Source organism: Actinoplanes sp. NPDC051343 (genome assembly GCF_044455125.1).
Taxonomy (GTDB): Bacteria; Actinomycetota; Actinomycetes; order Mycobacteriales; family Micromonosporaceae; genus Actinoplanes.
This window is the reverse complement of sequence record NZ_JBITEL010000010.1, coordinates 121,245-143,314: the sequence shown is the minus strand read 5'-3', so window position 1 is coordinate 143,314 and position 22,070 is coordinate 121,245. Positions and strand designations below refer to the sequence as shown.

Sequence of the window (22,070 nt, the reverse complement as noted above, 5' to 3'; positions counted from 1 at the left end):
CCTAGTCCAAGGCGAAGTAGGTGCAGGCGGCGGTGGCGAAGCCGTTGGGGCCGGAGGCGGTCTTCTTGACCTCTTTGCCGTCGACCAGTGCCCGGCAGGTGATCGAGCCGTCGACGCTGCCGGTGCGCATCGCGATGACCGAGATCAGCGTAGGCGTCTCCATCGTGGCGGTGAACCGCCACGGCAGCCTCACATTGTCGGCCCGGGTCGGGTCGGCACCCAGCTTCGGCAGATAGATGATCTCGGCCGGTCCGTCGCCGGTCACCTCGTAGGTGACCTGGATCTGCTTGCCGGTGTCGGTCGGTAGGCCGCCGTCCGGCACGTCGGGGAAGGTCGGGTCGGTCAGCGGCTTGATCGCCTCGTGGGCCTTGGCCTTGACGTTGTGCACGATCAGGACGCCCGCGGTGCTGACGCCGCCGCAGAGCAGGAGCGCCACCGCGATCACGACGGCGATCAGGGGTGCGTTGCTCTTGCGCGGCGGCGGGGCGTACGGCTGGGGTGCCGGGTATTGGTAGCCCTGGCCGTAGTCGGGTGGGTAGCCCGGGGGCGCGTAGTTGACCGGCGGGAACTGGGTGGTCGGCGGCTGGTTCGGGGTGCCGTCAGGTTGGGGGCTCTCGCTCAACTTCTCTCCCGGGGAGGCCGCGGGTGCATTTGCCGACCGTACGTCAAAGCTGCCAGCCGCAGCTTCGCCCCCATTGGGGCATTTCGGCCATAGCGGTTGTTTCGATCAGGTCGCGTGCTCGAAAGTGTGCCTCTCGCGCATGACGGGTGATTGAATCTCCGCTACGCTGCCCCGCATGTGTGGAATCGTGGGCTACGTCGGGGGACGCCCGGCACTCAGCATCGTTCTCGACGGCCTTCGCCGCCTCGAATACCGCGGATACGACTCGGCCGGCGTCGCAGTCGTCGACGCCGGCGACCTCCTGACCGAGAAACGGGCCGGCAAACTCGCCAACCTCGAGAAGGCCCTGGCCGAGCGGTCCGGCGACGAGATCGCGGCCGGCCGGACGGCGATCGGGCACACCCGCTGGGCCACCCACGGCGGCCCGACCGACCGCAACGCCCACCCGCACCTGTCCGCCGACGGCCGGGTCGCCGTCATCCACAACGGCATCATCGAGAACTTCTCCCGCCTGCGGGCCGAGCTCGAGGCGACCGGCGTCGAGTTCACCAGCGACACCGACACCGAGTGCGCCGCCCACCTGCTGGCCGCCGAGGTTCGCTTGCTGCGTTCGTCTCAAGATCTTTCCGGTCCGGCTCTTCTCGCCGAAGCGATGCGGCGGACCGTACGCCGTCTCGAAGGCGCCTTCACCCTGCTCGCGATCGACGTCGACGTGCCCGACGCGGTCGTCGCCGCCCGGCGCAACTCGCCGCTCGTGGTCGGCCGCGGCGACGGGGAAAACTTCCTGGCCAGCGACGTGTCGGCGTTCATCGAGCACACCCGCCAGGCGATCGAGCTCGGCCAGGACCAGGTCGTGCTGATCACCCCGGGCGGCATCGAGATCACCGACTTCGCCGGTGAGCCCGCGGCCGGGCAGGAGTTCCACATCGACTGGGACGCGTCGGCCGCCGAAAAGGGCGGGTACGACTACTTCATGCTCAAGGAGATCGCCGAGCAGCCCCAGGCGATCGCCGACACCCTGCTCGGCCGGCTCTCCGACCGCGGCGAGATCGTGCTCGACGAGGTGCGCCTGACCGATCAGGACCTGCGCGACGTCGACAAGGTCTTCATCGTGGCCTGCGGCACGTCCTACCACGCCGGGATGGTCGCCAAATACGCCATCGAGCACTGGACCCGCGTCTCCTGCGAGGTCGAGCTGGCCAGCGAGTTCCGCTACCGCGACCCGATCCTCGACCGATCCACGCTGGTGATCGTGATCAGCCAGTCGGGCGAAACCATGGACACCCTGATGGCGCTGCGGCACGCCAAGGAGCAGAAGGCCCGGGTGCTGGCGATCTGCAACACCAACGGCTCGACGATCCCGCGCGAGTCGGACGCCGTGCTCTACACCCACGGCGGTCCCGAGATCGCGGTCGCGTCGACCAAGGCGTTCCTCACCCAGCTGGTCGCCTGCTACCTGATCGGGCTGCACCTCGCGCAGATCCGCGGCGTGATGTACGCCGACGAGGTCGCCGCCGTCGTCTCCCGCCTGAGCGACACCCCGGACAACCTGCGCGAACTGCTCGCCTCGATGGAGGACGTCCGCGCCCTGGCCCGCGAACTCAAGACGGCTTCAACCGTGCTCTTCATCGGACGGCACGTGGGCTATCCGGTGGCTCTCGAGGGCGCGCTGAAGCTGAAGGAACTGGCGTACATGCACGCCGAGGGCTTCGCGGCGGGCGAGCTGAAGCACGGGCCGATCGCGCTGATCGACGAGGGCACACCGGTGGTGTGCGTCGTGCCGTCGCCGGCCGGGCGGGGCGTGATGCGCGACAAGGTGGTGTCGAACATTCAGGAGGTGCGCGCCCGCGGCGCCCGCACGATCGTGATCGCGGAGGAGGGCGACGACTCGGTCAAGGCGTACGCCGACCACCTGATCTCGGTGCCGCACACGCCGACGCTGCTGGCGCCGCTGATGACGACCGTGCCGTTGCAGATTCTCGCGTGCGAGATCGCGGCTGCCCGGGGGTTGGACGTCGACCAGCCGCGCAACCTGGCCAAGTCCGTCACCGTGGAGTGATCAGACCGGTCGGTTCGAACGGCGACCTGCAGCCCACGGTAGCGGGCCACCGCGACCGGCAGAGCACCCTCGATCGCCTGGTCCGGCGTCGACATCCGACCAACCCGAAAAGCGGTTCATCGACGCCAGCCGGCCCGGCGACAACGCCCCCGGATCATGCGTATGACAGGGGCGAAGAGTCACACCGGACCGGGCGACCGAGCCGTCCCCGACCGAGGACGATCAAAAGAGCTCATTCAACCGGTCCGGTACGACAAGCTTCAGCCGTTGTCCACCGGGGGCCGCCCCAGCGTGATGGCAGCGAGGGCGTCCAGGGATCGACTGCCCGGATCCCAGTAGCCCAGGTGGCCGCCGCCCGGCCGGCTGGCGAAGACGCGGGCCCCGAACTGCGGGTCGCTGGGGTTCTCGCCGAACCACAGATGTCGCTCCGGCTCGACGACTCCGAAGCCCGCCCGGGTCAGCTCCTCGGCCAGACCGCGCGGTGAGACGGCGGCGTATTGGATGACGTCGCTGCCCGACGTCGACGACCAGACGTGGCCGGGCGGGGCGTGCAGCTGGGCGGCCGAGTTGACGCCCACGCCGGGGGACCCCACGAAGACCACCTCGTCGGCCAGGTTTTCGCCGGACGCTGCGGCCCGGCCGACCACCAGCGAGCCGTAGCTGTGGCCGACCACGGTCTGGTGGGCTGGGCCGGCCTGGTGGCCGGCGCGGAGGCCCTCCTGGAAGCGGCTCAGCGCCGGGGCGGCCCGGGTAGCTTGCCCGGCGCTTGCGGCCTCGTCAACGAAATCGGGCGCGTCGTAGTCGAGCCATAGCACAGCGCTGGTCGAGGCGGCCGGGTCCACCTCGGTCGCCCGGGCTGCCACCCGGGCCGCCCGGGTCAGTTCGCCGTTGAAGGAGGCCAGGTCGGAGGTCATGCCGGGGACGTGGGTGAGCACGTTGCCGGCGCGGTCGGGATCGCCGAGGGCGACCACCACCCGGCCTTCTCCGCTCGTGTCGAGCCGGAGCAGGTAGGCCCGCGGCCCGTCCTCCGACGCCAGCGTGTCGGTCAGCGTGTCGAGGCCGTGCTGCACCCCGTGCGCGGCGGCCGGCCTCACCCGGCGGTCGTCGAACAGGAGGCGGTTGGCGGCGTCGCGGTCGGCGGCCGGGATGCCGTCGAGCGGGGCCAGCCAGCCCGGCTCGGTGGCCAGCAGCCAGCGTTGCTCGCCCGGGGTCAGGCCGGACCACCACCGATGCACCTCGGCCGGCGTGGCGGTGCAGGACGGCCGAGCGGGCCCGGGCGGCTCGGCCGGGCCGAAGCTGAGCCCGGCAACGGCGGTGGCGTCGGCACGATCGGCGGCCGTCAGGGCGGCCGTCAGGTCGGGTGTGACCGCAGCCGATGGACCGCCGCGCAGCGTGCCGTCGTCGGCGATCGTCAGGCCGCCCCGGGCCGCCGCCGCGGCGGCCCGGGACAGCAGCGCGCGGGCCCGGTCGAGGGATGTCGCGAACTCGCTGATCGCCTGGTCGGCCTGCCAGCAGAGGACACGGAACACGGCCAGCCCGCGGCCGAGCCGGTGCAGGCGGTCGGTGGCCGCCCGGGCGGCGGTGCCGGACCAGGCGCCGGCGAAGCGTGCCAGAAGCGGTGGTAGCTCGGCGGCCAGGTGGCCGGCCAGGGTGGCCCACCGCCGCCAGGCGGCGGCGAGGGCGTGCCAGCGGCTCGGGTCGGTGGTGCGAAGGCGCAGGTAGACGGTTTCGGCTGTCATCGGGCCTGGCGCAGGCGGGCGGCGGCACGGGCGTCGGCCGCCTCGTAGGACGCGGCGGCCTCGGTGATCTGGCGGGCGGTCTCGGCCAGGTCGGCGCCGAGGCGGGTGAGTTGGGAGCGGGCGGCCGCGGCGGCCAGGGCGGCCGCGTCGACGGTGGCCCAGCGCGGGGACGGTGCGGGTGCCGGGGCCTGTGCGGCCGCGCCGGTCACCCGGGACGCGGTGCCGGACAGCGCGGCGACGATGCGGCGCAGGTCGTCGGTGTCGACCTCGAGGTCAGGGTTCATCGGCAGCCTCCATGCGGGTGGGAACGGGATAGGGCGAGGTTAAAAGGCGGGGACGGTCGGCCGGTTGCGCTTGTGGACGGCGCTGCCACGTACGGAAATTTGTGCACAGGCCTTGCGCCGCGCCGGACCGATAGGGTTGTTCCGTGATCGTGGCTGTCGGCATCGATGTCGTTCTGGTGGACCGATTCGCCCGCGCCCTCGAGCGCACACCCCTGCTGGCCGTCCGGCTCTTCACCGAGGACGAGCGGATGACCGTCTCCGGCAACCCCCGCTCGGCGGAGTCGCTGGCCGCCCGATTCGCGGCCAAGGAGGCGGTGGCCAAGGCCCTCGGCGCGCCGGCCGGCATGCTCTGGCACGACTGCGAGGTGGTCTCCGACCCCGACGGCCGCCCGTGGTTGACGGTTTCCGGTACGGTCGCCGCGGTCGCCGCGGAGCGGGGCGTCAAGCGTTGGCATCTGTCCCTCTCCCACGACGGGGGCATCGCCTCCGCGATGGTGGTGGCGGAGTCCTGAGGCAGCAAGCCTGAACTGGAGGAGACATGCGGCAGGCGTGGCGGGTTTCGGACGTCCGGGCGGCCGAGCAGGAGCTCATGGCGACGCTGCCCGAGGGTGCGCTCATGCAGCGGGCGGCGGCCGGCTTGACCCGGCGCTGCGTGCTGCTGCTGGACGACTCCGGCGGGGTCTACGGCGCCCGCGTGCTGTTGCTGGTCGGCAGCGGTGACAACGGCGGTGACACGCTCTACGCCGGTGCCGCGCTGGCCCGTCGCGGCGCCCAGGTGCGGGCCCTGCTGATCAAACCGGACCGGGTGCACCTGGCCGCGCTCTCGGCGCTGCGCCAGGCCGGCGGCTTCACGGTCGGCGAGCTGCCCGAACGCGCTGATCTGGTGCTCGACGGCATCGTCGGCATCGGAGCGAGCGGCGGTCTGCGCGAGCCCGCGATCACCCTGGTGGCCGGGCTGGCCGGCCTGCGCGGCCGGGACGGTGAGCGGCCGCCGGTGGTCGCGGTCGACGTGCCGAGCGGGATCGCGGTGGACACCGGCGACGTGCCCGGCGAGGCGGTCACCGCCGACGTCACGGTCACCTTCGGCTGCCTGAAGCCGGCCCACGTCGTCGGGGCGGCGGCCGCCCGCTGCGGCCAGATCGAGCTGATCGACATCGGTTTGGGCCCGGTGCTGCGGGGCGACCCGGCGCTGCGGGTGCCGGACGCCGGCGACATCGCCGAATGGTGGCCGCAGACGAGCCCGTTCTCCGACAAGTACAGCCGGGGCGTGGTCGGCATCGCGACCGGCTCGGCGACCTACCCCGGCGCGGCGATCCTCTCGGTCGGCGGGGCCCTGGCCGGGCCCACCGGCATGATCCGGTACGCGGGGAGCGCCGACCAGGACGTCGTCCGCGCCCACCCGTCGGTCGTCGCGGTGGGCAAGGTCGCCGACGCGGGTCGCGTGCAGGCCTGGGTGTGCGGCTCGGGGCTCGGCACCGGCGACGAATCGCGGACCGCCCTGCGCAGCGTGCTGGCGACCTCGGTGCCGGTCGTGCTCGACGCCGACGCGATCACCATGCTGGTCGACGGGCGGCACGCGGAGGACCTGCGCCGGCGCGACGCGCCCCTGGTGATCACGCCGCACGACGGCGAGTTCCAGCGGCTGGCCGGCGAGGCGCCCGGCCCCGACCGGGTCGGCGCGGCCTGCAAGCTGGCCGCCTGGATCAACGGGGTGGTCCTGCTCAAGGGTGACCGCACGATCGTGGCCACCCCGGCCGGCGAGGTGTGGGTCAACTCGACCGGCAGTTCGGTGCTGGCGACCGCGGGCAGCGGCGACGTGCTGGCGGGGCTGCTCGGCTCGCTGCTGGCCGGTGGCCTGGCCCCCGATCGAGCGGCGATCGCGGCGGCCTACGTGCACGGGCTGGCCGGTCGGCGCGCTGCCGAGGGCGGCCCGGTGACGTCGCCGCACGTGGCGGACGCGCTGCGGCCGGTGCTTGCCGACCTGCTTGCTTGAGCAACTGTCAGACCCCATCAGTAGGCTGGCAATCATGTGGCAGGCCGAGGTCCGGGTCGATCTGGACGCAATCCGACACAACGTCGAGGTGCTGCGCGCCGGCACGACCGCCGAGGTCATGGCGGTGGTGAAGGGCGACGGCTACGGACACGGCCTGGTGCCGTCGGCCCGGGCCGCGCTGGCCGGCGGGGCGACGTGGCTGGGTGTCGCGACTCTCGACGAGGGCCTCAAGCTGCGTCAGGCCGGGCTCGAGGCGCCGATCATGGCCTGGTTGCACGCGCCCGGCCTGCCGCTGCACGAGGGTGTCGAGGCCGGCCTCGACCTGAGTGCCGGCTCGGTCGAGCTGCTCGACGACCTGGTGCGGGCCGCGGGCCGCACCGGCCGCACGGCCCGGGTGCACCTCAAGATCGATACTGGGCTGTCCCGCGGGGGCGCGACCGCGGCCGAGTGGCCGGTCCTGCTCGAGGCGGCGGCCAAGGCCCAGGCCGACGGCCACATCGAGGTCATCGGCGTCTGGAGTCACCTGGTCCACGCCGACGTGCCGGGGCACGAGACGACCGATCGCCAGCTGGCCGCGTTCGCCGAGGCGCTGGCGGTCGCCGAGGGGTTCGGCGTCACTCCGCGCTATCGGCACATCGCCAACTCGGCGGCCACGCTGACCCGCCCCGACACCCACTACGACCTGGTCCGCCCCGGGGTGGCGGTCTTCGGGCTGTCGCCGGTGCCGGGTGAGACGTTCGGGCTGCGGCCGGCGATGACGGCCCGGGCCCGGGTCGCCCTGACCAAGCGGGTGCCGGCCGGGCAGGGCGTGTCCTACGGCCACACCTACGTCACCGAGCGCGAGACGACCCTGGCCCTGGTGCCGCTGGGCTACGCCGACGGCGTTCCCCGGCACGGCAGCAACATCGGACCTGTGCAGCTGGGCGGCAAGCGCCACACGATCGCCGGCCGGGTCTGCATGGACCAGATCATGGTTGACGTCGGCGACGATCCGGTGGTGGCGGGCGACGTCGCTACGCTGTTCGGGCCGGGCGACGACGGCGGCCCCACCGCGACCGAGTGGGCCGATGCCATCGGCACGATCAACTACGAGGTGGTCACCCGGTTCGGGAGCACCCGGGTGCCGCGGGTGTACGACGGGACGGCCGGGGTGCCGTCGTGAGTCCTGCGCCCCTCTCGCGGCGCCGGGCCAAGCAGGTCGGCATCGCCGGCGCCGCGGTCGGTATGGTCGCGGCCGGGCTGGCCACCGTGTTCGCCGTCGAGCGGTCGCTGGTCCGCAAGTCGCTCAACGCCCCCGGCGACCCGCACGCCGAGGAACCGTTCGAGGAGCAGCCGTTCGACGAACAGCTGACGGTGACCGCGGCCGACGGCACCGACCTGCACGTCGAGGTCGTCGAGGCTTCGCGGCCCGGTAGAAAACCGACGGTCGTCTTCGTGCACGGGCTCGCCCTCGACATGGGAACCTTCTATTTCCAGCGGCAGGCGCTCGCTTCACAAGGCGATCACCGGCTGGTCTTCTACGACCAGCCCGGCCACGGCCGGTCGAGCAAGCTGAAGTCCGGCAACTACGACATCGCGGCTCTCGGCAAGTCGCTGGCCGCCGTGCTCGACGCGACGGTGCCCGACGGCCACATCATCCTGGTCGGACACTCGATGGGCGGCATGACGATCATGGCGTTCGCCGAGCAATATCCGGAGTGGTTCGGCGAGCGGGTCACCGGTGTCGTGCTGATGTCCACCTCGGCCGGCCTGGTCGACAAGACCAAGCTCGGCATCCCGACGCTGGTCGCCCGGGCCAGCGCGCCGTTCTTCCCGCTCTGGGGCCGTGCCGCCCACCTCGGCGGCGGCACCATCGACCGGGCACGGCTCGCCTCGAGCGATCTGGCCTGGCTGCTGACCCGGCGCTACGGCTTCGGCGATGCCAAGCCGAGCCCGTCGCTGGTGACGTTCGTCGAGAGCATGAACTCCAAGACCTCGGTCGAGACGCTCACCAAATATCTGCGCACGCTCTACGACCACGATCGGACGCCCGCGCTGTCGGCGCTGCGCGGTGTGCCGGTGCTGGTGATCGTCGGCACCAAGGACTATCTGACCCCGGTCGTGCACTCCGAGGAGATCCTGAAGCACCTGCCCGAGGCCGAACTGGTCAAGATCGAAAACAGCGGCCACGTGGTGATGCTGGAGAAGGCCGACGAGGTCAACGCGGTTCTCATCCCGTTCCTGGAGAAGATCTCGTGAAGCTGGCCACCGTCGAGGACACGAAGGCGTTCGGGCGCCGGCTGGCGACGATCCTGCGCCCCGGCGACCTGGTCGTGCTGACCGGGCCCCTCGGTGCCGGCAAGACCGCGCTGGTGCAGGGCATCGGGGCCGGTCTCGGCGTGCAGGGGCCGATCACCTCGCCGACCTTCGTGATCGCCCGGGTGCACCGGGGGCCGGTGCCGCTGGTGCACGCGGACGCCTACCGTCTCGGCGACCGTCCCGACCCGCGCGGCGAGATCGACGACCTCGACCTGGACGCCTCGGCCGACGAGGCGGTGACCGTGGTCGAGTGGGGCGCCGGCCTGGTCGAGCGGCTCAACGACGAATACCTCGAGGTGCGCATCGACCGCCTCGAAGACGAAACACGCGTGATCGAACTGCTTGCCCACGGCGGCGACTGGGCGTCCCGCCTGCATCGACTGGAGACAATGTGAACCTTCCTGACCTGCTGCCGGACGAGTGGCGGGCCGAACTCTTGCCGTTCCTGGACGCTGCGGCCACCGCAGCGCTCGGTGCCTTCGTGGCTCGGGAATACGCCGAGCACACGATCTATCCCCCGATCGAGGACCTGTTCGCGGCCTACCGGCTGTGCACCCCGGCCGACACGCGGGTGCTGATCCTCGGCCAGGACCCGTACCACGGTCCCGGCCAGGCGCACGGCCTCAGCTTCAGCGTGCGTGACGGCGTACGCATCCCGCCCTCGCTGCGCAACGTCTTCAAGGAATTGGCCGAGGACCTGGGCGTCGAGGTGCCCGGGTCGGGCAACCTCACCGGCTGGGCCCGGCAGGGCGCGCTGCTGCTCAACGCGGTGCTGACCGTGCGGGCCGCGTCCGCCGCGTCGCACGGCGGCAAAGGCTGGGAGACGTTCACCGATGCGACGATCAAGGCGCTCAACGCGCGCGAGGAGCGGGTGGTGTTCCTGCTCTGGGGGTCGTACGCCCGCAAGAAGGTCGAACTGATCACCAACCCGCGGCACGTGATCCTCGAGGCGGGCCACCCGAGCCCGATGAACCCGAAGGGATTCCGTGGCGCGCGGCCCTTCAGTGCGGCCAACAAGGCGCTGGCCGACGGCGGTCGCCCGGTCATCGACTGGGACCTGAGCGCCGCGAGTTAGGGTCGTCCCGTGCTCGTTCTAGCTCTGGACACTGCTACGCCGGCCTCGACGGCCGCGCTGGTCGAGGTCACCGCCGAGGGGATCAAGGGGGTGGCCGAGCGGCGCACCGTCGACCCGCGGGCGCACGGTGAGAAGCTCGCCCCCGAGATCGTGGCGACGCTGGCCGAGGCCAGGGTGCGGCCGTCCGAGCTCGGGGCGATCGTGGCCGGGCTCGGCCCGGGCCCGTTCACCGGCCTGCGGGTCGGCCTGGCCACCGCGGCGAGCATGGGTCAGGCGCTGGACATTCCGACCTACGGCGTGTGCTCCCTCGACGGGCTCGGGCGGGCCGCCGGCCCGGGGCGGGTGCTGGTGGCGACCGACGCGCGGCGCCGCGAGGTCTACTACGCGACGTACCTGGACGGCGCACGCGTGATCGGGCCGGACGTCGCCAAGCCGGCCGATGTGTCCACGGCGATCGCGCGGGTGATCGCCGTGCACGTGGCGGCCGAGATCTCGGAGAGCGAGGCCAGGGAGTCGGCCGAGGCTCTCTCGGGTGCGGACGCCGCTCGTCAGGCCGCGGCCCTCGCGCACGCGGCGGCGGAAGAGGCGGCGGCGGCGATCGACCGCATCAAGCGGGCGCACGACGACCTGCCCGGGTTCGAAGCCGCCCACCTGACCGGCCTCGTCGACCGGGCGGCCGGTGAGGGCGCGCTGAAATACGCGGCGACGTTCGCCGTACCGGTGGAGGAACACCTGCTCTATCCGCCCGGTGCCGCCCTGGTGGCACTCGCCGCGCCGCGCATTCGCGCGGGGGCACCGAGCGAGCCGCTGACCCCTCTCTATCTGCGGCGGCCCGACGCGGTCGAGCCGTCCGGTCGCAAGCCGGTGCTGACCTGATGCGGATCGAGCGTTTCCGCTGGTGGCACATCGCCGACGTGATGCCGCTGGAGGAAGATCTGTTCGGCGAGGAGAAGTGGTCGAGCGCGATGTTCTGGAACGAGCTCGCGCAGCACAACTTCTACATCGTCGCCACCGAAAAGGAAGAAGTGCTCGGTTACGCGGGGCTGGCGGTGACGGGCGACGAGGCGTGGGTGCAGAACATCGCGGTCCGGGGCACGGCGCAGCGCCGGGGCATCGGGCGCGATCTGCTCGAGGCGCTGCTGGGCGAGGCGGCCCGGCAGGGCGTCAAGAAGACCCTGCTCGAGGTGGCTGTGGACAACGCACCCGCCCAGCACCTCTATGCCAGATACGATTTCGAGCCGGTCGGGATTCGTCGCGGCTACTACCAACCCAGCAACACGGACGCCTTGGTGATGATGCGCAATGCCTGATGAACCCCTCGTCCTGGGGATCGAGACCTCGTGCGACGAGACCGGTGTCGGCATCGTGCGCGGGCACACCCTGCTGGCCGACGCGCTGGCGTCCAGTGTGGAGCAGCACGCCCGCTTCGGCGGGGTCGTGCCCGAGGTCGCCAGCCGCGCCCACCTCGAGGCGATAGTGCCGACCATGCAGCGCGCGCTCGCCGACGCCAAGGTCACTCTGGCCGACATCGACGCGATCGCGGTTACCGCCGGGCCCGGGCTGGCCGGCGCGCTGCTGGTCGGGGTCGCAGCGGCCAAGGGATACGCCTTGGCCGCCGACAAGCCGATCTACGGCGTCAACCACCTGGCCGCCCACGTCGCGGTCGACACCCTCGAACACGGGCCGCTGCCCGAACCGGCGATCGCGATGCTGGTCTCCGGTGGACACTCGTCGCTGCTGCTGGTCGACGACCTGACCGCCGGGGTCACGCCGCTCGGCGCGACGATCGACGACGCGGCGGGTGAGGCGTTCGACAAGGTGGCGCGTCTCCTCGGACTGGGATTTCCGGGCGGGCCGATCATCGACCGTACGGCAAACGACGGTGACCGGAAGTCGATCGCCTTCCCCCGGGGCCTGACCGCGGCCCGAGACCGGGCCGCCCACCGCTTCGACTTCTCCTTCTCCGGGCTCAAGACCGCGGTCGCCCGATGGGTCGAGGCCCGCGAGCGCGACGGCGAGCCGGTGCCGGTGGCCGACGTGTCGGCGAGCTTCCAGGAGGCGGTCTGCGACGTGCTGACCGCCAAGGCGATCGACGCCTGCCTGACCAACGGGGTGAAGACGCTGCTGATCGGCGGGGGAGTCGCGGCCAACTCGCGGCTCCGGGTGCTCGCGTCGGAGCGCGCCGCGAAGCACGGAATCGAGGTTCGCGTGCCCCGGCCGCAGCTGTGCACCGACAACGGCGCGATGGTCGCGGCGCTCGGCTCCCATCTCGTCGCGGCCGGCGTCGCCCCCAGTCGTCTCGATCTGCCTGCCGATTCCGCAATGTCATTGACCGCGGTCAGCGTGACGGGATAGACAGCAATGATCGAAAGGCGGGGCTCATGATCGCGCGGATGTGGGAGATACGCGCCCTCGGCAGCGGCTTCGACGAGCTGCTGTCCTGGGTGTGCGACGTGGCGGTGCCCCGGCTCGAGGTGCTGCCGCAGCACGTGTCCAGCGAGGTCTACACGTCGACCGACAACCGCATCGTGGTCATCACGAAGTGGCGCAACACCCCGGAAAATCTGCTGGCGCCGCCGCCGAAGCTGATCGCGCGGTCGCCCCACGTCTGGGATTTCAACCCCGTCGACCGCTGAGATCGGCTAGCGGGTCACCGCGATGAAGATCGCGAGCAGGACCAGCGTCACCGCGGCGATCGCGAAGAGCATCAGGAGGTCGCCGCGGGGCCGCTCCTCCCGGGGTGGCTCGGCGGGCAGGTCATGCGTGACGGCGGCGAGGTCGTCGAGCGTCCGGGCGTCGTGCGCGAGCCGTGCTCGCTCGGCGAACTCGTCCAGCGTCAGCCGCCCGGCCCCGGTGTGCCGCTCGAGCGCGGCCACCGTCCGCTGCCGATCCTCATCCGACGCCCGAATTTCCACCGGCGCACTCTAACGCGAAAAGGCGCGCCCGAACCGGGCGCGCCTTTCGACTGTGCGTGCGATCAGAAGCCCGGGCCGTGCTGGTGGCCGTGGCCACCGTGGCTGTGCCCGTGGCCGCCCGCGGCGGCCGGCTCCGGATCGGCCGGCTTCTCGACCACGAGGCTCTCCGTGGTGAGCAGCAGCGCGGCGATCGAGACGGCGTTGGACACCGCGTTGCGGGTGACCTTGACCGGGTCGATGATGCCGGCGGCCGCGAGGTCGACGTACTCGTCGGTGGCGGCGTTGAGGCCGTGGCCCCAGCCGAGCTCGGCGACCTTGCCGACCACGACGTAGCCGTCGTGGCCCGCGTTCTGCGCGATCCAGCGGAGCGGCTCCACCAGCGCCTTGCGGACGATGCCGACGCCGATCGCCTCCTCGCCGGTCAGGCCGAGGTCACCGTCGAGCTCCGAGACGATCTGGGCGAGTGCGGCGCCGCCACCGGGGACGGTGCCTTCCTCGACCGCTGCCTTGGTCGCCGCGATGGCGTCCTCGATGCGGTGCTTGCGCTCCTTCATCTCGACCTCGGTCGCGGCACCGACCTTGATGACCGCGATGCCGCCGGAGAGCTTGGCCAGCCGCTCCGAGAGCTTCTCCCGGTCCCAGTCGGAGTCCGACGCCTCGATCTCCTTGCGGATCTGCGAGACCCGGTCGGAGACCTCGGCCGAGCGGCCGCCGCCGTCCACGACTGTGGTGTTCTCCTTGTCGACCACGATGCGCCGGGCGGTGCCCAGCATGTCGAGGGTGACCTGGTCGAGCTTGTAGCCGAGCTCGGGCGCGATCAGCTCGCCGCCGGTGGCGATCGCCATGTCCTGCAGCATCGCCTTGCGGCGGTCGCCGAAGCCGGGAGCCTTCACCGCGGCGACCTTGATGGTCTTGCGGATCGCGTTGACCACCAGGGTGGACAGGGCCTGGCCCTCGACGTCCTCGGCGATGATCAGCAGCGGCTTGCTCTCCTGCAGAACTTTTTCCAGCAGCGGGAGGAGCTCCTCGATGCTCGAGATCTTCTGCGTGGTGATCAGGATGTACGCGTTCTCGAGGACGGCCTCCTGCGACTCCGCGTCGGTGACGAAGTTGGGCGAGATGAAGCCCTTGTCGAACTGCAGACCCTCGGTGACCTCGAGCTCGGTCGCCATCGCCGAGCCCTCCTCGACGGTGATGACACCGTCGCGGCCGACCCGGTCCATCGCCTCGGCGATCAGCTCGCCGATGGTGGCGTCCTGGGCCGAGATGGTGGCGACGTTGGCGATCGCCTTGTGGTCGGCGACCTCGACGGCCTTGGCCAGCAGCGCCTTGGAGATGACCTCGGAAGCCTGGTCCATGCCGCGCTTGAGACCGATCGGGTTGGCACCCGCGGTCACGTTGCGCAGGCCCTCGCGGACCAGCGCCTGGGCGAGCACGGTCGCCGTGGTAGTCCCGTCGCCGGCGACGTCGTTGGTCTTCGTCGCCACCTCCTTGACCAGCTGGGCGCCGAGGTTCTCGTACGGGTCGGTGAGCTCGATCTCCTTGGCGATGGTGACGCCGTCGTTGGTGATCGTGGGCGCGCCGAACTTCTTGTCGAGGACGACGTTGCGGCCGCGTGGGCCGAGGGTGACCTTGACCGTGTCGGCGAGCGTGTTGACGCCGTGCTCCAGCAGGTGCCGGGCGTCGTCAGAGAAGCTGAGAATCTTCGCCATGTATTGGTCCCTTCACGCACCAACGCCCTGACCCAACGATGTGGGCCAGGGCGGTCAGCACTGTCAGTAGGTCACTTCTCGATGACCGCGAGGACGTCGCGGGCGGAGAGCACCAGGTACTCTTCGCCGGCGTACTTGACCTCGGTGCCGCCGTACTTCGAGTAGAGAACCGTGTCGCCGACGCTTACGTCGATCGGGACGCGGTTGCCCTTGTCGTCGATCCGGCCGGGGCCGACGGCGAGGACGGTGCCCTCCTGCGGCTTCTCCTTGGCGGTGTCGGGGATCACGATGCCCGACGCCGTGGTCGTCTCAGCCTCGTTCGCCTGGACCACGATGCGGTCCTCGAGCGGCTTGATCGCAACCTTGGTCGCGGTAGTCACGGGCATTTCCTCCTGGGTGCAGGTTTCGCCGGCCAGTGCTGGCCGGACTGATGCCTCATGCCACCGGGCGGGGCCGTCGTCGCGGGTGCCGGTCCGCCTGGTGCCTAACCTCCCGCCGGAAGGCGGATGGCTGGCACCCTCATGTTGAGAGTGCTAACCGCGAGGTTATGCCGGAACTAGCACTCCGTCAACCAGAGTGCCAATGTCGTCATGCCGAGGAGAATGCCTGCGTGACCGATGACTTGACCACCCTCCTGCGTACCCCCGAAGGGGTGCGTGCGCTGGCCCTGGCGGCCGAGGTGGCCGCCCTCGATCCGCTCGCCGCGGCAGCGTCGGTGCGGGCTCGCGGGGTGGCCCCGGATCTGGCGGCGGCCGCGCTGACCCAGGTCGAGTTGCGCCGTCGGGCGGTGCGGAAGTTCGGCCCGTCGGCCGGGCGGATGTTTTTCACCCGGGCGGGGCTCGAACAGGCGACGCGAGCGGTCGTCGCGGACCGGCGGGCGGCGCGCCTCGCGGCGGCCGGGGTCAAGACCTTGGCCGATCTGGGGTGCGGGCTGGGCTCCGACGCGCTGGCGGCGGCACGGGCCGGGCTTTCGGTGTACGCCGTGGAAGCCGATCCGCACACCGCAGCACTGGCCGCGGCCAACGTCGACGAGGCGGGACTGGCCGATCTGGTCACGGTCGAATGCGCCGACGCGACCACCGTCGACCTGGCCCGCTTCGACGCGGTCTTCGCCGACCCGGCACGCCGAAGGGCCGGTCGTGGCCGCGTCTTCGACCCGCGCTCGTACTCTCCGCCGTGGGATTTCGTGGCCGGGCTGGCCGACCGGATTCCCCGCACGGTGCTCAAGCTGGCCCCCGGCATCGACCACGACCTGCTCCCGCCGGGCGCCGAGGGGGAGTGGGTGAGCGTCGACGGCGATCTGGTCGAGGCCGCGTTCTGGTGCGGCCCGCTGGCCTCGGCGGCGCGCCGGGCGGTGCTGCTGCCGTCGGGCGCCGAACTGACCGGTTCCGGCACGCAGGCCGCGCCGGTCGGGCCGATCGGCGCCTTCCTGTACGACCCCGATCCCGCCGTCGTCCGCTCGCACCTGGTGGCCGAGTTCGCGGCCACACTTGCCGGGCGCCTCGCCGACCCGTCGATCGCCTACGTCTTCACCGACGAGCCGGTCGACACACCGTACGCCCGGAGGCTGGCCGTGACCGACGTGCTGCCGTTCTCGCTCAAGCGTCTGCGGGCTCTGCTGCGGGAGCGCGGGGTGGGCCGGTTGGAGATCCGCAAGCGGGGTTCGGCGCTGGAGCCGGACAAGCTGAGACGTGATCTCAAGTTGTCCGGGCCGGCTGCCGCGTCGCTCGTGCTGACCCGGGTGGCCGGCGCTCCGACCGCCATTCTGTGTCGACCGTTGTAAAGGGTCTGGCAATAGGGCAGATCACCGTGGGGAAACGGGCACGTCCGACGATCATCGCCGGTAGTAGCGTTCCGGCCATGGCGAAGAAGGCCGCCGCCGGCACCCCGGCGACCGCGCTGCTGACCGCGCAAAAGGTCGAGCACACCCTGCATCCGTACGAGGTGGCGCCCGACGCGCCCAACTACGGCGCGCTGGTGGCGCAGGCCCTGGGGATCGCTCCCGAGCAGGTCTTCAAGACGCTGATCGTGGGGGTCGACGGGTCGCTGGTGGTGGCGGTCGTGCCGGTCACCGGTGACCTCGACCTCAAGGCACTGGCCCAGGCGGCGGGGGGTAAGCGGGCGGCGCTGGCCGACCGGGCGGCCGCCGAGCGCAGCAGCGGCTATGTGCGCGGCGGCATCAGCCCGCTCGGGCAACGCAAGCGGCTGCCGACTGTCATCGACGACTCGGTTACGGTACTGACCAGGATGTATGTCTCGGCCGGCCGTCGCGGTCTCCAGGTCGGCCTCGCACCCGGTGATCTGATTCGGCTGACCGAGGCAGTTACCGCCCCGATCCGGACATAGACGGCGAAAGTCGCGCTTGATCCATCGGCCGTTACGACAACGTTACGCGTCGAGAGGATCTTTCTCCCGAGATCGGTCGAGAACGGGCGCGCGAGTGACTTAGCGTAACTTTGTGGCCCACCACCAGCGAATGTCCGGGACCGGTTTCGGGCTGAAGATCGAGTCGGATTCCCCGCATCACGGCCGTGTTGCCGGATTGTTATGGCCGGTTACGAGTTCGCCCGGCAACACGGCTTGTGCGACGGGCGGCGACAGGAATACGTTGCCGGGCACAACAAACTAGCTTGTGATCTAACCGCGGCACGGGAAGTGACACTCCCGGCAGCGCACAACATCGAATCCGATCGAAGCCCCGGATTTACCCGAAAGGACACAATTAATGCGTAAGGGATTGTTCGCCCTTGCCGCGGTCGGCTTGCTGGCCACCGGCGGCATGGCCGCCTGTGGCAAGGACAAGAGCAACGACACGGGCAGCGGTGGCGGCACGAAGTCGGGCGGCAAGCAGGTCGGCATCATCCTCCCCGACACCAAGAGCTCGCAGCGGTGGGGCACGGACGACCCGAAGTACCTGAAGGCGGCGTTCGACGCGGCCGGCGTCACCTACGACATGCAGAACGCGCAGGGTGACAAGCAGCAGTTCCAGACGATCGCGGACAGCATGATCTCCGAGGGCGTCAAGGTTCTCATTACCGTGAACCTGGACTCCGGCACCGGTGCGGCCGTGCTCGCCAAGGCCAAGCAGGCGGGTATCGCCACCATCGACTACGACCGCCTGACCCTGGGCGGCGGCGCGAACTACTACGTGTCGTTCGACAACGTCAAGGTCGGCCAGCTGCAGGGCCAGGGCCTCGTCGACTGCCTGAAGGCCAAGAACTACACCAAGCCGGTCGTCGCCGAGCTCAACGGCTCGCCCACCGACAACAACGCGACCCTGTTCGCCCAGGGTTACGACGGCGTGCTCAACCCGCTGTACGCGAACGGCACCCTGCAGAAGGGCCCGAACCGTTCGGTTCCGGACTGGGACAACGCCACCGGCGGCACCTACTTCGAGCAGATGCTGACCCAGAACAAGAACATCAAGGGTGTTCTGGCGGCCAACGACGGTCTCGGTGGCGCGGTCATCGAGGTCCTCAAGAAGCAGCACCTGAACGGCCAGGTCCCGGTCACCGGCCAGGACGCCACCGTCACGGGTCTGCAGGCCGTCCTCGCGGGCGACCAGTGCATGACGGTCTACAAGGCCATCAAGAAGGAGGCCGACGCGGCCTCCGGTCTGGCGATCGCCCTGGCGAAGAACCAGAAGCCGACCACGGCGACCGGCACCACCACCGACCCGCAGACCAAGGCGACCATCCCGTCGGTCCTGCTGGACCCGGAGTCGATCACCAAGGCGAACGTCAAGGACGTCATCGCCGACGGCTTCGTCACCAAGGACCAGATCTGCACCGCGGCGTTCGCCAAGGCCTGCACGGACGCGGGCATCAGCTGACTCTCCAGTGACGGGCTAGTCCCGCATCACGGCTGACAACGGCGCCGCTCACGCCCACCGGGTGTGGGCGGCGCCGGAGTTGGGTCGGCACCACCCCCCTCTCGCCTGTGGCGGAGCCACGACGACGACCCCGGTCACTAAGCGAAGGAGATCCATCCGTGGCCGCGACACCCCTTCTGGAACTTCGCGGGATCGACAAGAGTTTCGGTCCCGTGCAGGTTCTGCACGACGTCTCGCTGAGCGTCTATCCCGGCGAAGTCACCGCCCTCGTCGGCGACAACGGCGCCGGCAAGTCGACGCTGGTCAAGTGCGTCAGCGGTATCTACAGCATCGACTCGGGCTCGGTCACCTTCGACGGTAACCAGGTTGCGGTCCACACCCCGCGTGACGCCGCCGCGCTGGGCATCGAGGTCGTCTACCAGGACCTCGCGCTCTGCGACAACCTGGACATCGTCCAGAACATGTTCCTCGGCCGGGAGAAGACCCGCGGCATCGTCCTCGACGAGCCGACCATGGAGCAGATGGCCGGCGACACGCTGGCCAGCCTCTCGGTCCGGACCGTGAAGTCGCTGCGCCAGCTGGTGGCCAGCCTCTCCGGCGGCCAGCGGCAGACCGTGGCGATCGCCAAGGCCGTGCTCTGGAACTCGCGGGTCGTCATCCTCGACGAGCCGACCGCCGCGCTCGGTGTTGCGCAGACCGCCCAGGTGCTCGAGCTGGTCCGCCGGCTCGCCGACAACGGCCTCGGCGTCCTGCTGATCTCGCACAACATGAACGACGTCTTCGCGGTCTCCGACCGCATCGCCGCGCTCTACCTCGGCCGGATGGCAGCCCAGGTCAAGACCACCGACGTGACGCACTCCCAGATCGTCGAGCTGATCACGGCGGGCCGGAGCGGCAACATCGGGCTGCCGCCGGAGAAGCCCGCCGACGCGGCCATCGACATCACGCCCGGAGGCGAGCAGTGAGCACCACGACCACTACGACCACCGTGGGTGGAATCAAAGTCGTCAAGCCGACGGTTCAGAGCCACATCCGCGATTACTGGGGTCGCGTCCGCGGCGGTGACCTGGGCAGCCTTCCGGCCGTTCTCGGCCTGATCGCGCTCTGCATCATCTTCGCCGTCACCACGGACACCTTCACGAGCAGCCTGAACGTCGGAAACCTGTTCAACCAGGGCGCGCAGGGCATCTTCATCGCCATGGGCCTGGTCTTCGTCCTGCTGCTGGGCGAGATCGACCTGTCGGCCGGTTTCGCCAGTGGCATGTCCGGCGCGGTGATGGCCGTGCTGCTGACCAACCACGGCCTGCCCGCGTACGTTGCGATCCCGGCCGCGCTGCTCACCGGCGTGGTGAGCGGTTTCGTGCTCGGCTTCCTGGTCGCCAAGGTCGGCATCCCGTCCTTCGTCGTGACGCTGGCCGCGTTCCTCGGTTTCCAGGGCATCCTGTTGCTGCTCGTCAAGGGCGGCACCCTGATCGCGGTCCGTGACAAGTTCACGCTCTCGCTGAACCAGAACAACCTGTCGGTGACCTGGAGCTGGGTCCTGGCCGCGGTCATCATCCTGCTTTTCGCGGGAGTGCAGTTCACCAACGCCCGCAGCCGCCTGTCGCGTGGCCTGGTCTCCGACCCGTGGGGCATCATCGCCGCGCGGATCGTCGGCCTGGCCGTCGTGACGATCGTCGGAACCGCTCTGCTGACCCAGGAGCGTGCGATCAACCCGGCGATCAACTCGCTCAAGGGCGTGCCGATCGTCGTGCCGATCGTCGGCTTCTTCTACGTGCTCTGGACCTTCGTCCTCAGCCGCACCACGTTCGGCCGGCACATCTACGCGGTCGGTGGCAACACCGAGGCGGCCCGCCGCGCCGGTATCCCGGTCGACCGGATCCGCATCTCGGTCTTCGTGCTCGGTCAGCTGATGGCCGCGGTCGGCGGCATCATCCAGGTCAGCCGGGCGGCCTCGGTCGACCCGAACACCGGCGGCAGCAGCGTGCTGCTCTACGCCGTGGCCGCGGCCGTCATCGGCGGCACCAGCCTCTTCGGTGGCAAGGGCAAAATCATCAATGCGGTGGTCGGTGGTCTCGTGATCGCCGTCATCAACAACGGTATGGCCCTCCTGAACGTCTCGGACGGCGTCCGTTACATGGTCACCGGCATCATCCTTCTGGTCGCGGCCAGCGTCGACGCGCTGTCGCGCCGCAGGGCGGCTGCCACCGGCAACCGATGAGCAAATCGAACCCGGGTGTGGGGGCGGCACGCTGATGCGGGCCGGCCCCACCCAGGAGGAGATTCGCCGGCACAACCTCGGGACGCTGCTTCGCTACGTGCACGTGCACGGAGCGACGTCCCGGGCGGAACTCACCACCCGGCTCGGGCTCAACCGGAGCACCATCGGCGCCCTGACCGCCGAGCTGACCACCGCTGGGCTGGTCAGCGAGGCGGCACCACGCGAAACCGGCCGGGCCGGACGACCGTCACTGGTCGTCCGGCCCGAGTCGTCCAAGGTGTTCGCGTACGCGCTGAGCATCGAGGTCGACCGGCTGCGCGCGGCCCGGGTCGGCCTCGGCGGCCGCATCCTCGACCGCCGGGAGACCGACCGGCCGCGCGGCATGCAGGTGCTCGACGCGGTGGAGCCGCTGGCCGAGTTCGTCCACGAGTTGCGCCGGGAGGCACCCGACGACAGCCGTTACGTCGGCACCGGCGTGGCGGTCGCGGGCATGGTGCGGCGAGTCGACGGTGTGGTCCGGCTGGCACCGACGATCGGCTGGGTCGAGGAGCCGGTCGGTGCCGCGCTGCGCACCGAACTGGGCTACCTCGGCCCGCTCACGGTCGCCAACCACGCCGACGTGTCGGCCCTGGTCGAGCACGCCCGGGGCGCGGCGATCGGCTGCGACAACGTCATCTATCTGCACGGCGACGTCGGGGTCGGCGCCGGCATCATCGCCGACGGCCGGCGGATCTCCGGCCACGGAGGGTACGGCGGGGAGGTCGGCCACATGGTCGTCAACCCGTACGGCCGGGAGTGCAGCTGCGGGTCGCGCGGCTGCTGGGAGACCGAGATCGGCGAGGCGGCGCTGCTGAAGTACGCCGGGCGGACCGACCGGAGCGGCCGCGACGCGGTGCTCGACGTGGTCGATGCCGCGATGCGCGGGGACAGCCAGGCCCAGTTCGCGGTGCGCCAGGTCGGCGAGTGGATCGGCTTCGGCGTCGGCAACCTGATCAACATCTTCAACCCGGAGGCGGTGATCTTCGGCGGGACGATGCGTGACATCTACCTGGTCGCCGCGGCCCAGATCCGTAGCCGGCTCAACGCGATCGCGCTGCCGGCCTGCCGGGAGCACATCCGCCTGCGTACGCCCGAGCTGGGCCCCGACGCGGCCCTGATCGGTGCGGCCGAGCTCGCCTTCGAGCGCCTCCTCGAGGACCCGCTGCTCGGCTGAGCAACCGGGCCGTCCGGACCGCTCGGCGCGCGCCCGCCGACGCCGGCTGCGAGCTTTCTTACGAGGTGCTTGCGTCTATCGCCGATCGCGCGGCGTCGCGAGACGAT

At 70.7% G+C, this 22,070-nt stretch carries 23 protein-coding genes; 17 read left to right on the top strand and 6 right to left on the bottom strand.

Annotation, left to right across the window (positions count from 1 at the left end; all coding sequences use genetic code 11):
• Nucleotide 1: 1 nt before the first annotated feature.
• A complete protein-coding gene (locus ACIA5C_RS30765; protein ID WP_396060936.1) occupies nucleotides 2-622 on the bottom strand; it encodes an MmpS family transport accessory protein in 621 nt (206 codons plus the stop codon).
• 175 nt (nucleotides 623-797) lie between these two features.
• On the opposite strand from ACIA5C_RS30765, the gene glmS reads away from it, so the two are divergent.
• Nucleotides 798-2,681, top strand: coding sequence for a glutamine--fructose-6-phosphate transaminase (isomerizing) (gene glmS / locus ACIA5C_RS30760; RefSeq protein WP_396060934.1), 1,884 nt, complete (start codon nucleotides 798-800; stop codon nucleotides 2,679-2,681).
• 260 nt (nucleotides 2,682-2,941) lie between these two features.
• On the opposite strand, the gene ACIA5C_RS30755 is transcribed toward glmS, so the two are convergent.
• Both ACIA5C_RS30755 and ACIA5C_RS30750 read right to left on the bottom strand, forming a co-directional pair.
• On the bottom strand, nucleotides 2,942-4,420 hold the full coding sequence (locus tag ACIA5C_RS30755; protein ID WP_396060931.1) for an alpha/beta hydrolase: 1,479 nt from the start codon (nucleotides 4,418-4,420) through the stop codon (nucleotides 2,942-2,944).
• A complete protein-coding gene (locus ACIA5C_RS30750; RefSeq protein ID WP_396060929.1) occupies nucleotides 4,417-4,704 on the bottom strand; it encodes a hypothetical protein in 288 nt (95 codons plus the stop codon). Before ACIA5C_RS30750 ends, ACIA5C_RS30755 begins: the two co-directional genes overlap by 4 nt.
• 143 nt (nucleotides 4,705-4,847) lie before the next feature.
• Here ACIA5C_RS30750 and ACIA5C_RS30745 point away from each other — a divergent pair, with 143 nt between their 5' ends.
• The 10 genes from ACIA5C_RS30745 to ACIA5C_RS30700 all read left to right on the top strand — a co-directional run bounded on the left by ACIA5C_RS30745 (nucleotide 4,848) and on the right by ACIA5C_RS30700 (nucleotide 12,706).
• Nucleotides 4,848-5,216: a holo-ACP synthase gene (locus ACIA5C_RS30745; protein WP_396060927.1), complete on the top strand. Its 369-nt coding sequence runs from the start codon at nucleotides 4,848-4,850 to the stop codon at nucleotides 5,214-5,216.
• A gap of 26 nt (nucleotides 5,217-5,242) precedes the next feature.
• A complete protein-coding gene (locus tag ACIA5C_RS30740) occupies nucleotides 5,243-6,697 on the top strand; it encodes an NAD(P)H-hydrate dehydratase (RefSeq protein WP_396060925.1) in 1,455 nt (484 codons plus the stop codon).
• 34 nt (nucleotides 6,698-6,731) lie between these two features.
• The gene (alr, locus tag ACIA5C_RS30735; protein ID WP_396060923.1) at nucleotides 6,732-7,859 is read left to right on the top strand and encodes an alanine racemase; all 1,128 of its coding nucleotides are present in this window, start codon (nucleotides 6,732-6,734) and stop codon (nucleotides 7,857-7,859) included.
• 62 nt (nucleotides 7,860-7,921) lie between these two features.
• Entirely contained in the window at nucleotides 7,922-8,935 is a 1,014-nt protein-coding gene (locus ACIA5C_RS30730; RefSeq protein ID WP_396061578.1) for an alpha/beta fold hydrolase, read from the top strand.
• Nucleotides 8,932-9,390 (top strand): tRNA (adenosine(37)-N6)-threonylcarbamoyltransferase complex ATPase subunit type 1 TsaE, encoded by a 459-nt coding sequence (gene tsaE / locus ACIA5C_RS30725; RefSeq protein WP_396060921.1) that lies wholly within the window; start codon nucleotides 8,932-8,934, stop codon nucleotides 9,388-9,390. Before ACIA5C_RS30730 ends, tsaE begins: the two co-directional genes overlap by 4 nt.
• Entirely contained in the window at nucleotides 9,387-10,070 is a 684-nt protein-coding gene (ung, locus tag ACIA5C_RS30720) for a uracil-DNA glycosylase (protein ID WP_396060919.1), read from the top strand. Before tsaE ends, ung begins: the two co-directional genes overlap by 4 nt.
• A gap of 9 nt (nucleotides 10,071-10,079) precedes the next feature.
• Nucleotides 10,080-10,946: a tRNA (adenosine(37)-N6)-threonylcarbamoyltransferase complex dimerization subunit type 1 TsaB gene (gene tsaB / locus ACIA5C_RS30715; protein WP_396060917.1), complete on the top strand. Its 867-nt coding sequence runs from the start codon at nucleotides 10,080-10,082 to the stop codon at nucleotides 10,944-10,946.
• Nucleotides 10,946-11,380: a ribosomal protein S18-alanine N-acetyltransferase gene (rimI, locus tag ACIA5C_RS30710; RefSeq protein ID WP_396060914.1), complete on the top strand. Its 435-nt coding sequence runs from the start codon at nucleotides 10,946-10,948 to the stop codon at nucleotides 11,378-11,380. Before tsaB ends, rimI begins: the two co-directional genes overlap by 1 nt.
• Nucleotides 11,373-12,425, top strand: a complete 1,053-nt coding sequence (gene tsaD / locus ACIA5C_RS30705; RefSeq protein WP_396060912.1) for a tRNA (adenosine(37)-N6)-threonylcarbamoyltransferase complex transferase subunit TsaD — start codon at nucleotides 11,373-11,375, stop codon at nucleotides 12,423-12,425. The genes rimI and tsaD overlap by 8 nt, the downstream gene beginning before the upstream one ends.
• A 26-nt stretch (nucleotides 12,426-12,451) precedes the next feature.
• On the top strand, nucleotides 12,452-12,706 hold the full coding sequence (locus ACIA5C_RS30700) for a hypothetical protein (RefSeq protein ID WP_396060909.1): 255 nt from the start codon (nucleotides 12,452-12,454) through the stop codon (nucleotides 12,704-12,706).
• Between the two features lie 6 nt (nucleotides 12,707-12,712).
• On the opposite strand, the gene ACIA5C_RS30695 is transcribed toward ACIA5C_RS30700, so the two are convergent.
• From ACIA5C_RS30695 to groES, 3 genes are all read right to left on the bottom strand, one after another.
• Nucleotides 12,713-12,985 carry a DUF1707 domain-containing protein gene (locus ACIA5C_RS30695; RefSeq protein WP_396060906.1) on the bottom strand — a complete coding sequence of 91 codons (273 nt, stop codon included), beginning with the start codon at nucleotides 12,983-12,985 and terminating at the stop codon, nucleotides 12,713-12,715.
• 62 nt (nucleotides 12,986-13,047) lie between these two features.
• Nucleotides 13,048-14,697, bottom strand: a complete 1,650-nt coding sequence (gene groL, locus ACIA5C_RS30690) for a chaperonin GroEL (protein WP_396060903.1) — start codon at nucleotides 14,695-14,697, stop codon at nucleotides 13,048-13,050.
• Nucleotides 14,698-14,768: 71 nt separating this feature from the next.
• Nucleotides 14,769-15,083, bottom strand: a complete 315-nt coding sequence (gene groES / locus ACIA5C_RS30685) for a co-chaperone GroES (protein WP_089155197.1) — start codon at nucleotides 15,081-15,083, stop codon at nucleotides 14,769-14,771.
• A gap of 224 nt (nucleotides 15,084-15,307) precedes the next feature.
• On the opposite strand from groES, the gene ACIA5C_RS30680 reads away from it, so the two are divergent.
• The 6 genes from ACIA5C_RS30680 (at nucleotide 15,308) to ACIA5C_RS30655 (ending at nucleotide 21,963) form a co-directional block, all read left to right on the top strand.
• Complete coding sequence (locus tag ACIA5C_RS30680; protein WP_396060901.1) at nucleotides 15,308-16,480, top strand: methyltransferase domain-containing protein; 1,173 nt, start codon at nucleotides 15,308-15,310, stop codon at nucleotides 16,478-16,480.
• A 77-nt stretch (nucleotides 16,481-16,557) separates the two neighbouring features.
• Nucleotides 16,558-17,043, top strand: a complete 486-nt coding sequence (gene ybaK / locus ACIA5C_RS30675) for a Cys-tRNA(Pro) deacylase (protein ID WP_396060897.1) — start codon at nucleotides 16,558-16,560, stop codon at nucleotides 17,041-17,043.
• Between the two features lie 379 nt (nucleotides 17,044-17,422).
• Nucleotides 17,423-18,529: a sugar ABC transporter substrate-binding protein gene (locus ACIA5C_RS30670; RefSeq protein WP_396060894.1), complete on the top strand. Its 1,107-nt coding sequence runs from the start codon at nucleotides 17,423-17,425 to the stop codon at nucleotides 18,527-18,529.
• 158 nt (nucleotides 18,530-18,687) lie between these two features.
• Nucleotides 18,688-19,494: an ATP-binding cassette domain-containing protein gene (locus ACIA5C_RS30665; protein ID WP_396060891.1), complete on the top strand. Its 807-nt coding sequence runs from the start codon at nucleotides 18,688-18,690 to the stop codon at nucleotides 19,492-19,494.
• Nucleotides 19,491-20,750 carry a sugar ABC transporter permease gene (locus ACIA5C_RS30660; RefSeq protein ID WP_396060889.1) on the top strand — a complete coding sequence of 420 codons (1,260 nt, stop codon included), beginning with the start codon at nucleotides 19,491-19,493 and terminating at the stop codon, nucleotides 20,748-20,750. The genes ACIA5C_RS30665 and ACIA5C_RS30660 overlap by 4 nt, the downstream gene beginning before the upstream one ends.
• 34 nt (nucleotides 20,751-20,784) lie before the next feature.
• Complete coding sequence (locus ACIA5C_RS30655) at nucleotides 20,785-21,963, top strand: ROK family protein (protein WP_396060886.1); 1,179 nt, start codon at nucleotides 20,785-20,787, stop codon at nucleotides 21,961-21,963.
• The last annotated feature ends 107 nt before the right edge of the window (nucleotides 21,964-22,070 follow it).

Excerpts from the sequence above, each read along its gene's own strand:
- glmS (WP_396060934.1), top strand. The coding sequence starts at position 798 with ATGTGTGGAATCGTGGGCTACGTCGGGGGACGCCCGGCACTCAGCATC.
- ACIA5C_RS30755 (WP_396060931.1), bottom strand. The coding sequence starts at position 4,420 with ATGACAGCCGAAACCGTCTACCTGCGCCTTCGCACCACCGACCCGAGC.
- ACIA5C_RS30750 (WP_396060929.1), bottom strand. The coding sequence starts at position 4,704 with ATGAACCCTGACCTCGAGGTCGACACCGACGACCTGCGCCGCATCGTC.
- ACIA5C_RS30740 (WP_396060925.1), top strand. The coding sequence starts at position 5,243 with ATGCGGCAGGCGTGGCGGGTTTCGGACGTCCGGGCGGCCGAGCAGGAG.
- alr (WP_396060923.1), top strand. The coding sequence starts at position 6,732 with ATGTGGCAGGCCGAGGTCCGGGTCGATCTGGACGCAATCCGACACAAC.
- ACIA5C_RS30730 (WP_396061578.1), top strand. The coding sequence starts at position 7,922 with ATGGTCGCGGCCGGGCTGGCCACCGTGTTCGCCGTCGAGCGGTCGCTG.
- rimI (WP_396060914.1), top strand. The coding sequence starts at position 10,946 with ATGCGGATCGAGCGTTTCCGCTGGTGGCACATCGCCGACGTGATGCCG.
- tsaD (WP_396060912.1), top strand. The coding sequence starts at position 11,373 with ATGCCTGATGAACCCCTCGTCCTGGGGATCGAGACCTCGTGCGACGAG.
- ACIA5C_RS30700 (WP_396060909.1), top strand. The coding sequence starts at position 12,452 with ATGATCGCGCGGATGTGGGAGATACGCGCCCTCGGCAGCGGCTTCGAC.
- groL (WP_396060903.1), bottom strand. The coding sequence starts at position 14,697 with ATGGCGAAGATTCTCAGCTTCTCTGACGACGCCCGGCACCTGCTGGAG.
- groES (WP_089155197.1), bottom strand. The coding sequence starts at position 15,083 with ATGCCCGTGACTACCGCGACCAAGGTTGCGATCAAGCCGCTCGAGGAC.
- ybaK (WP_396060897.1), top strand. The coding sequence starts at position 16,558 with ATGGCGAAGAAGGCCGCCGCCGGCACCCCGGCGACCGCGCTGCTGACC.
- ACIA5C_RS30670 (WP_396060894.1), top strand. The coding sequence starts at position 17,423 with ATGCGTAAGGGATTGTTCGCCCTTGCCGCGGTCGGCTTGCTGGCCACC.
- ACIA5C_RS30655 (WP_396060886.1), top strand. The coding sequence starts at position 20,785 with ATGCGGGCCGGCCCCACCCAGGAGGAGATTCGCCGGCACAACCTCGGG.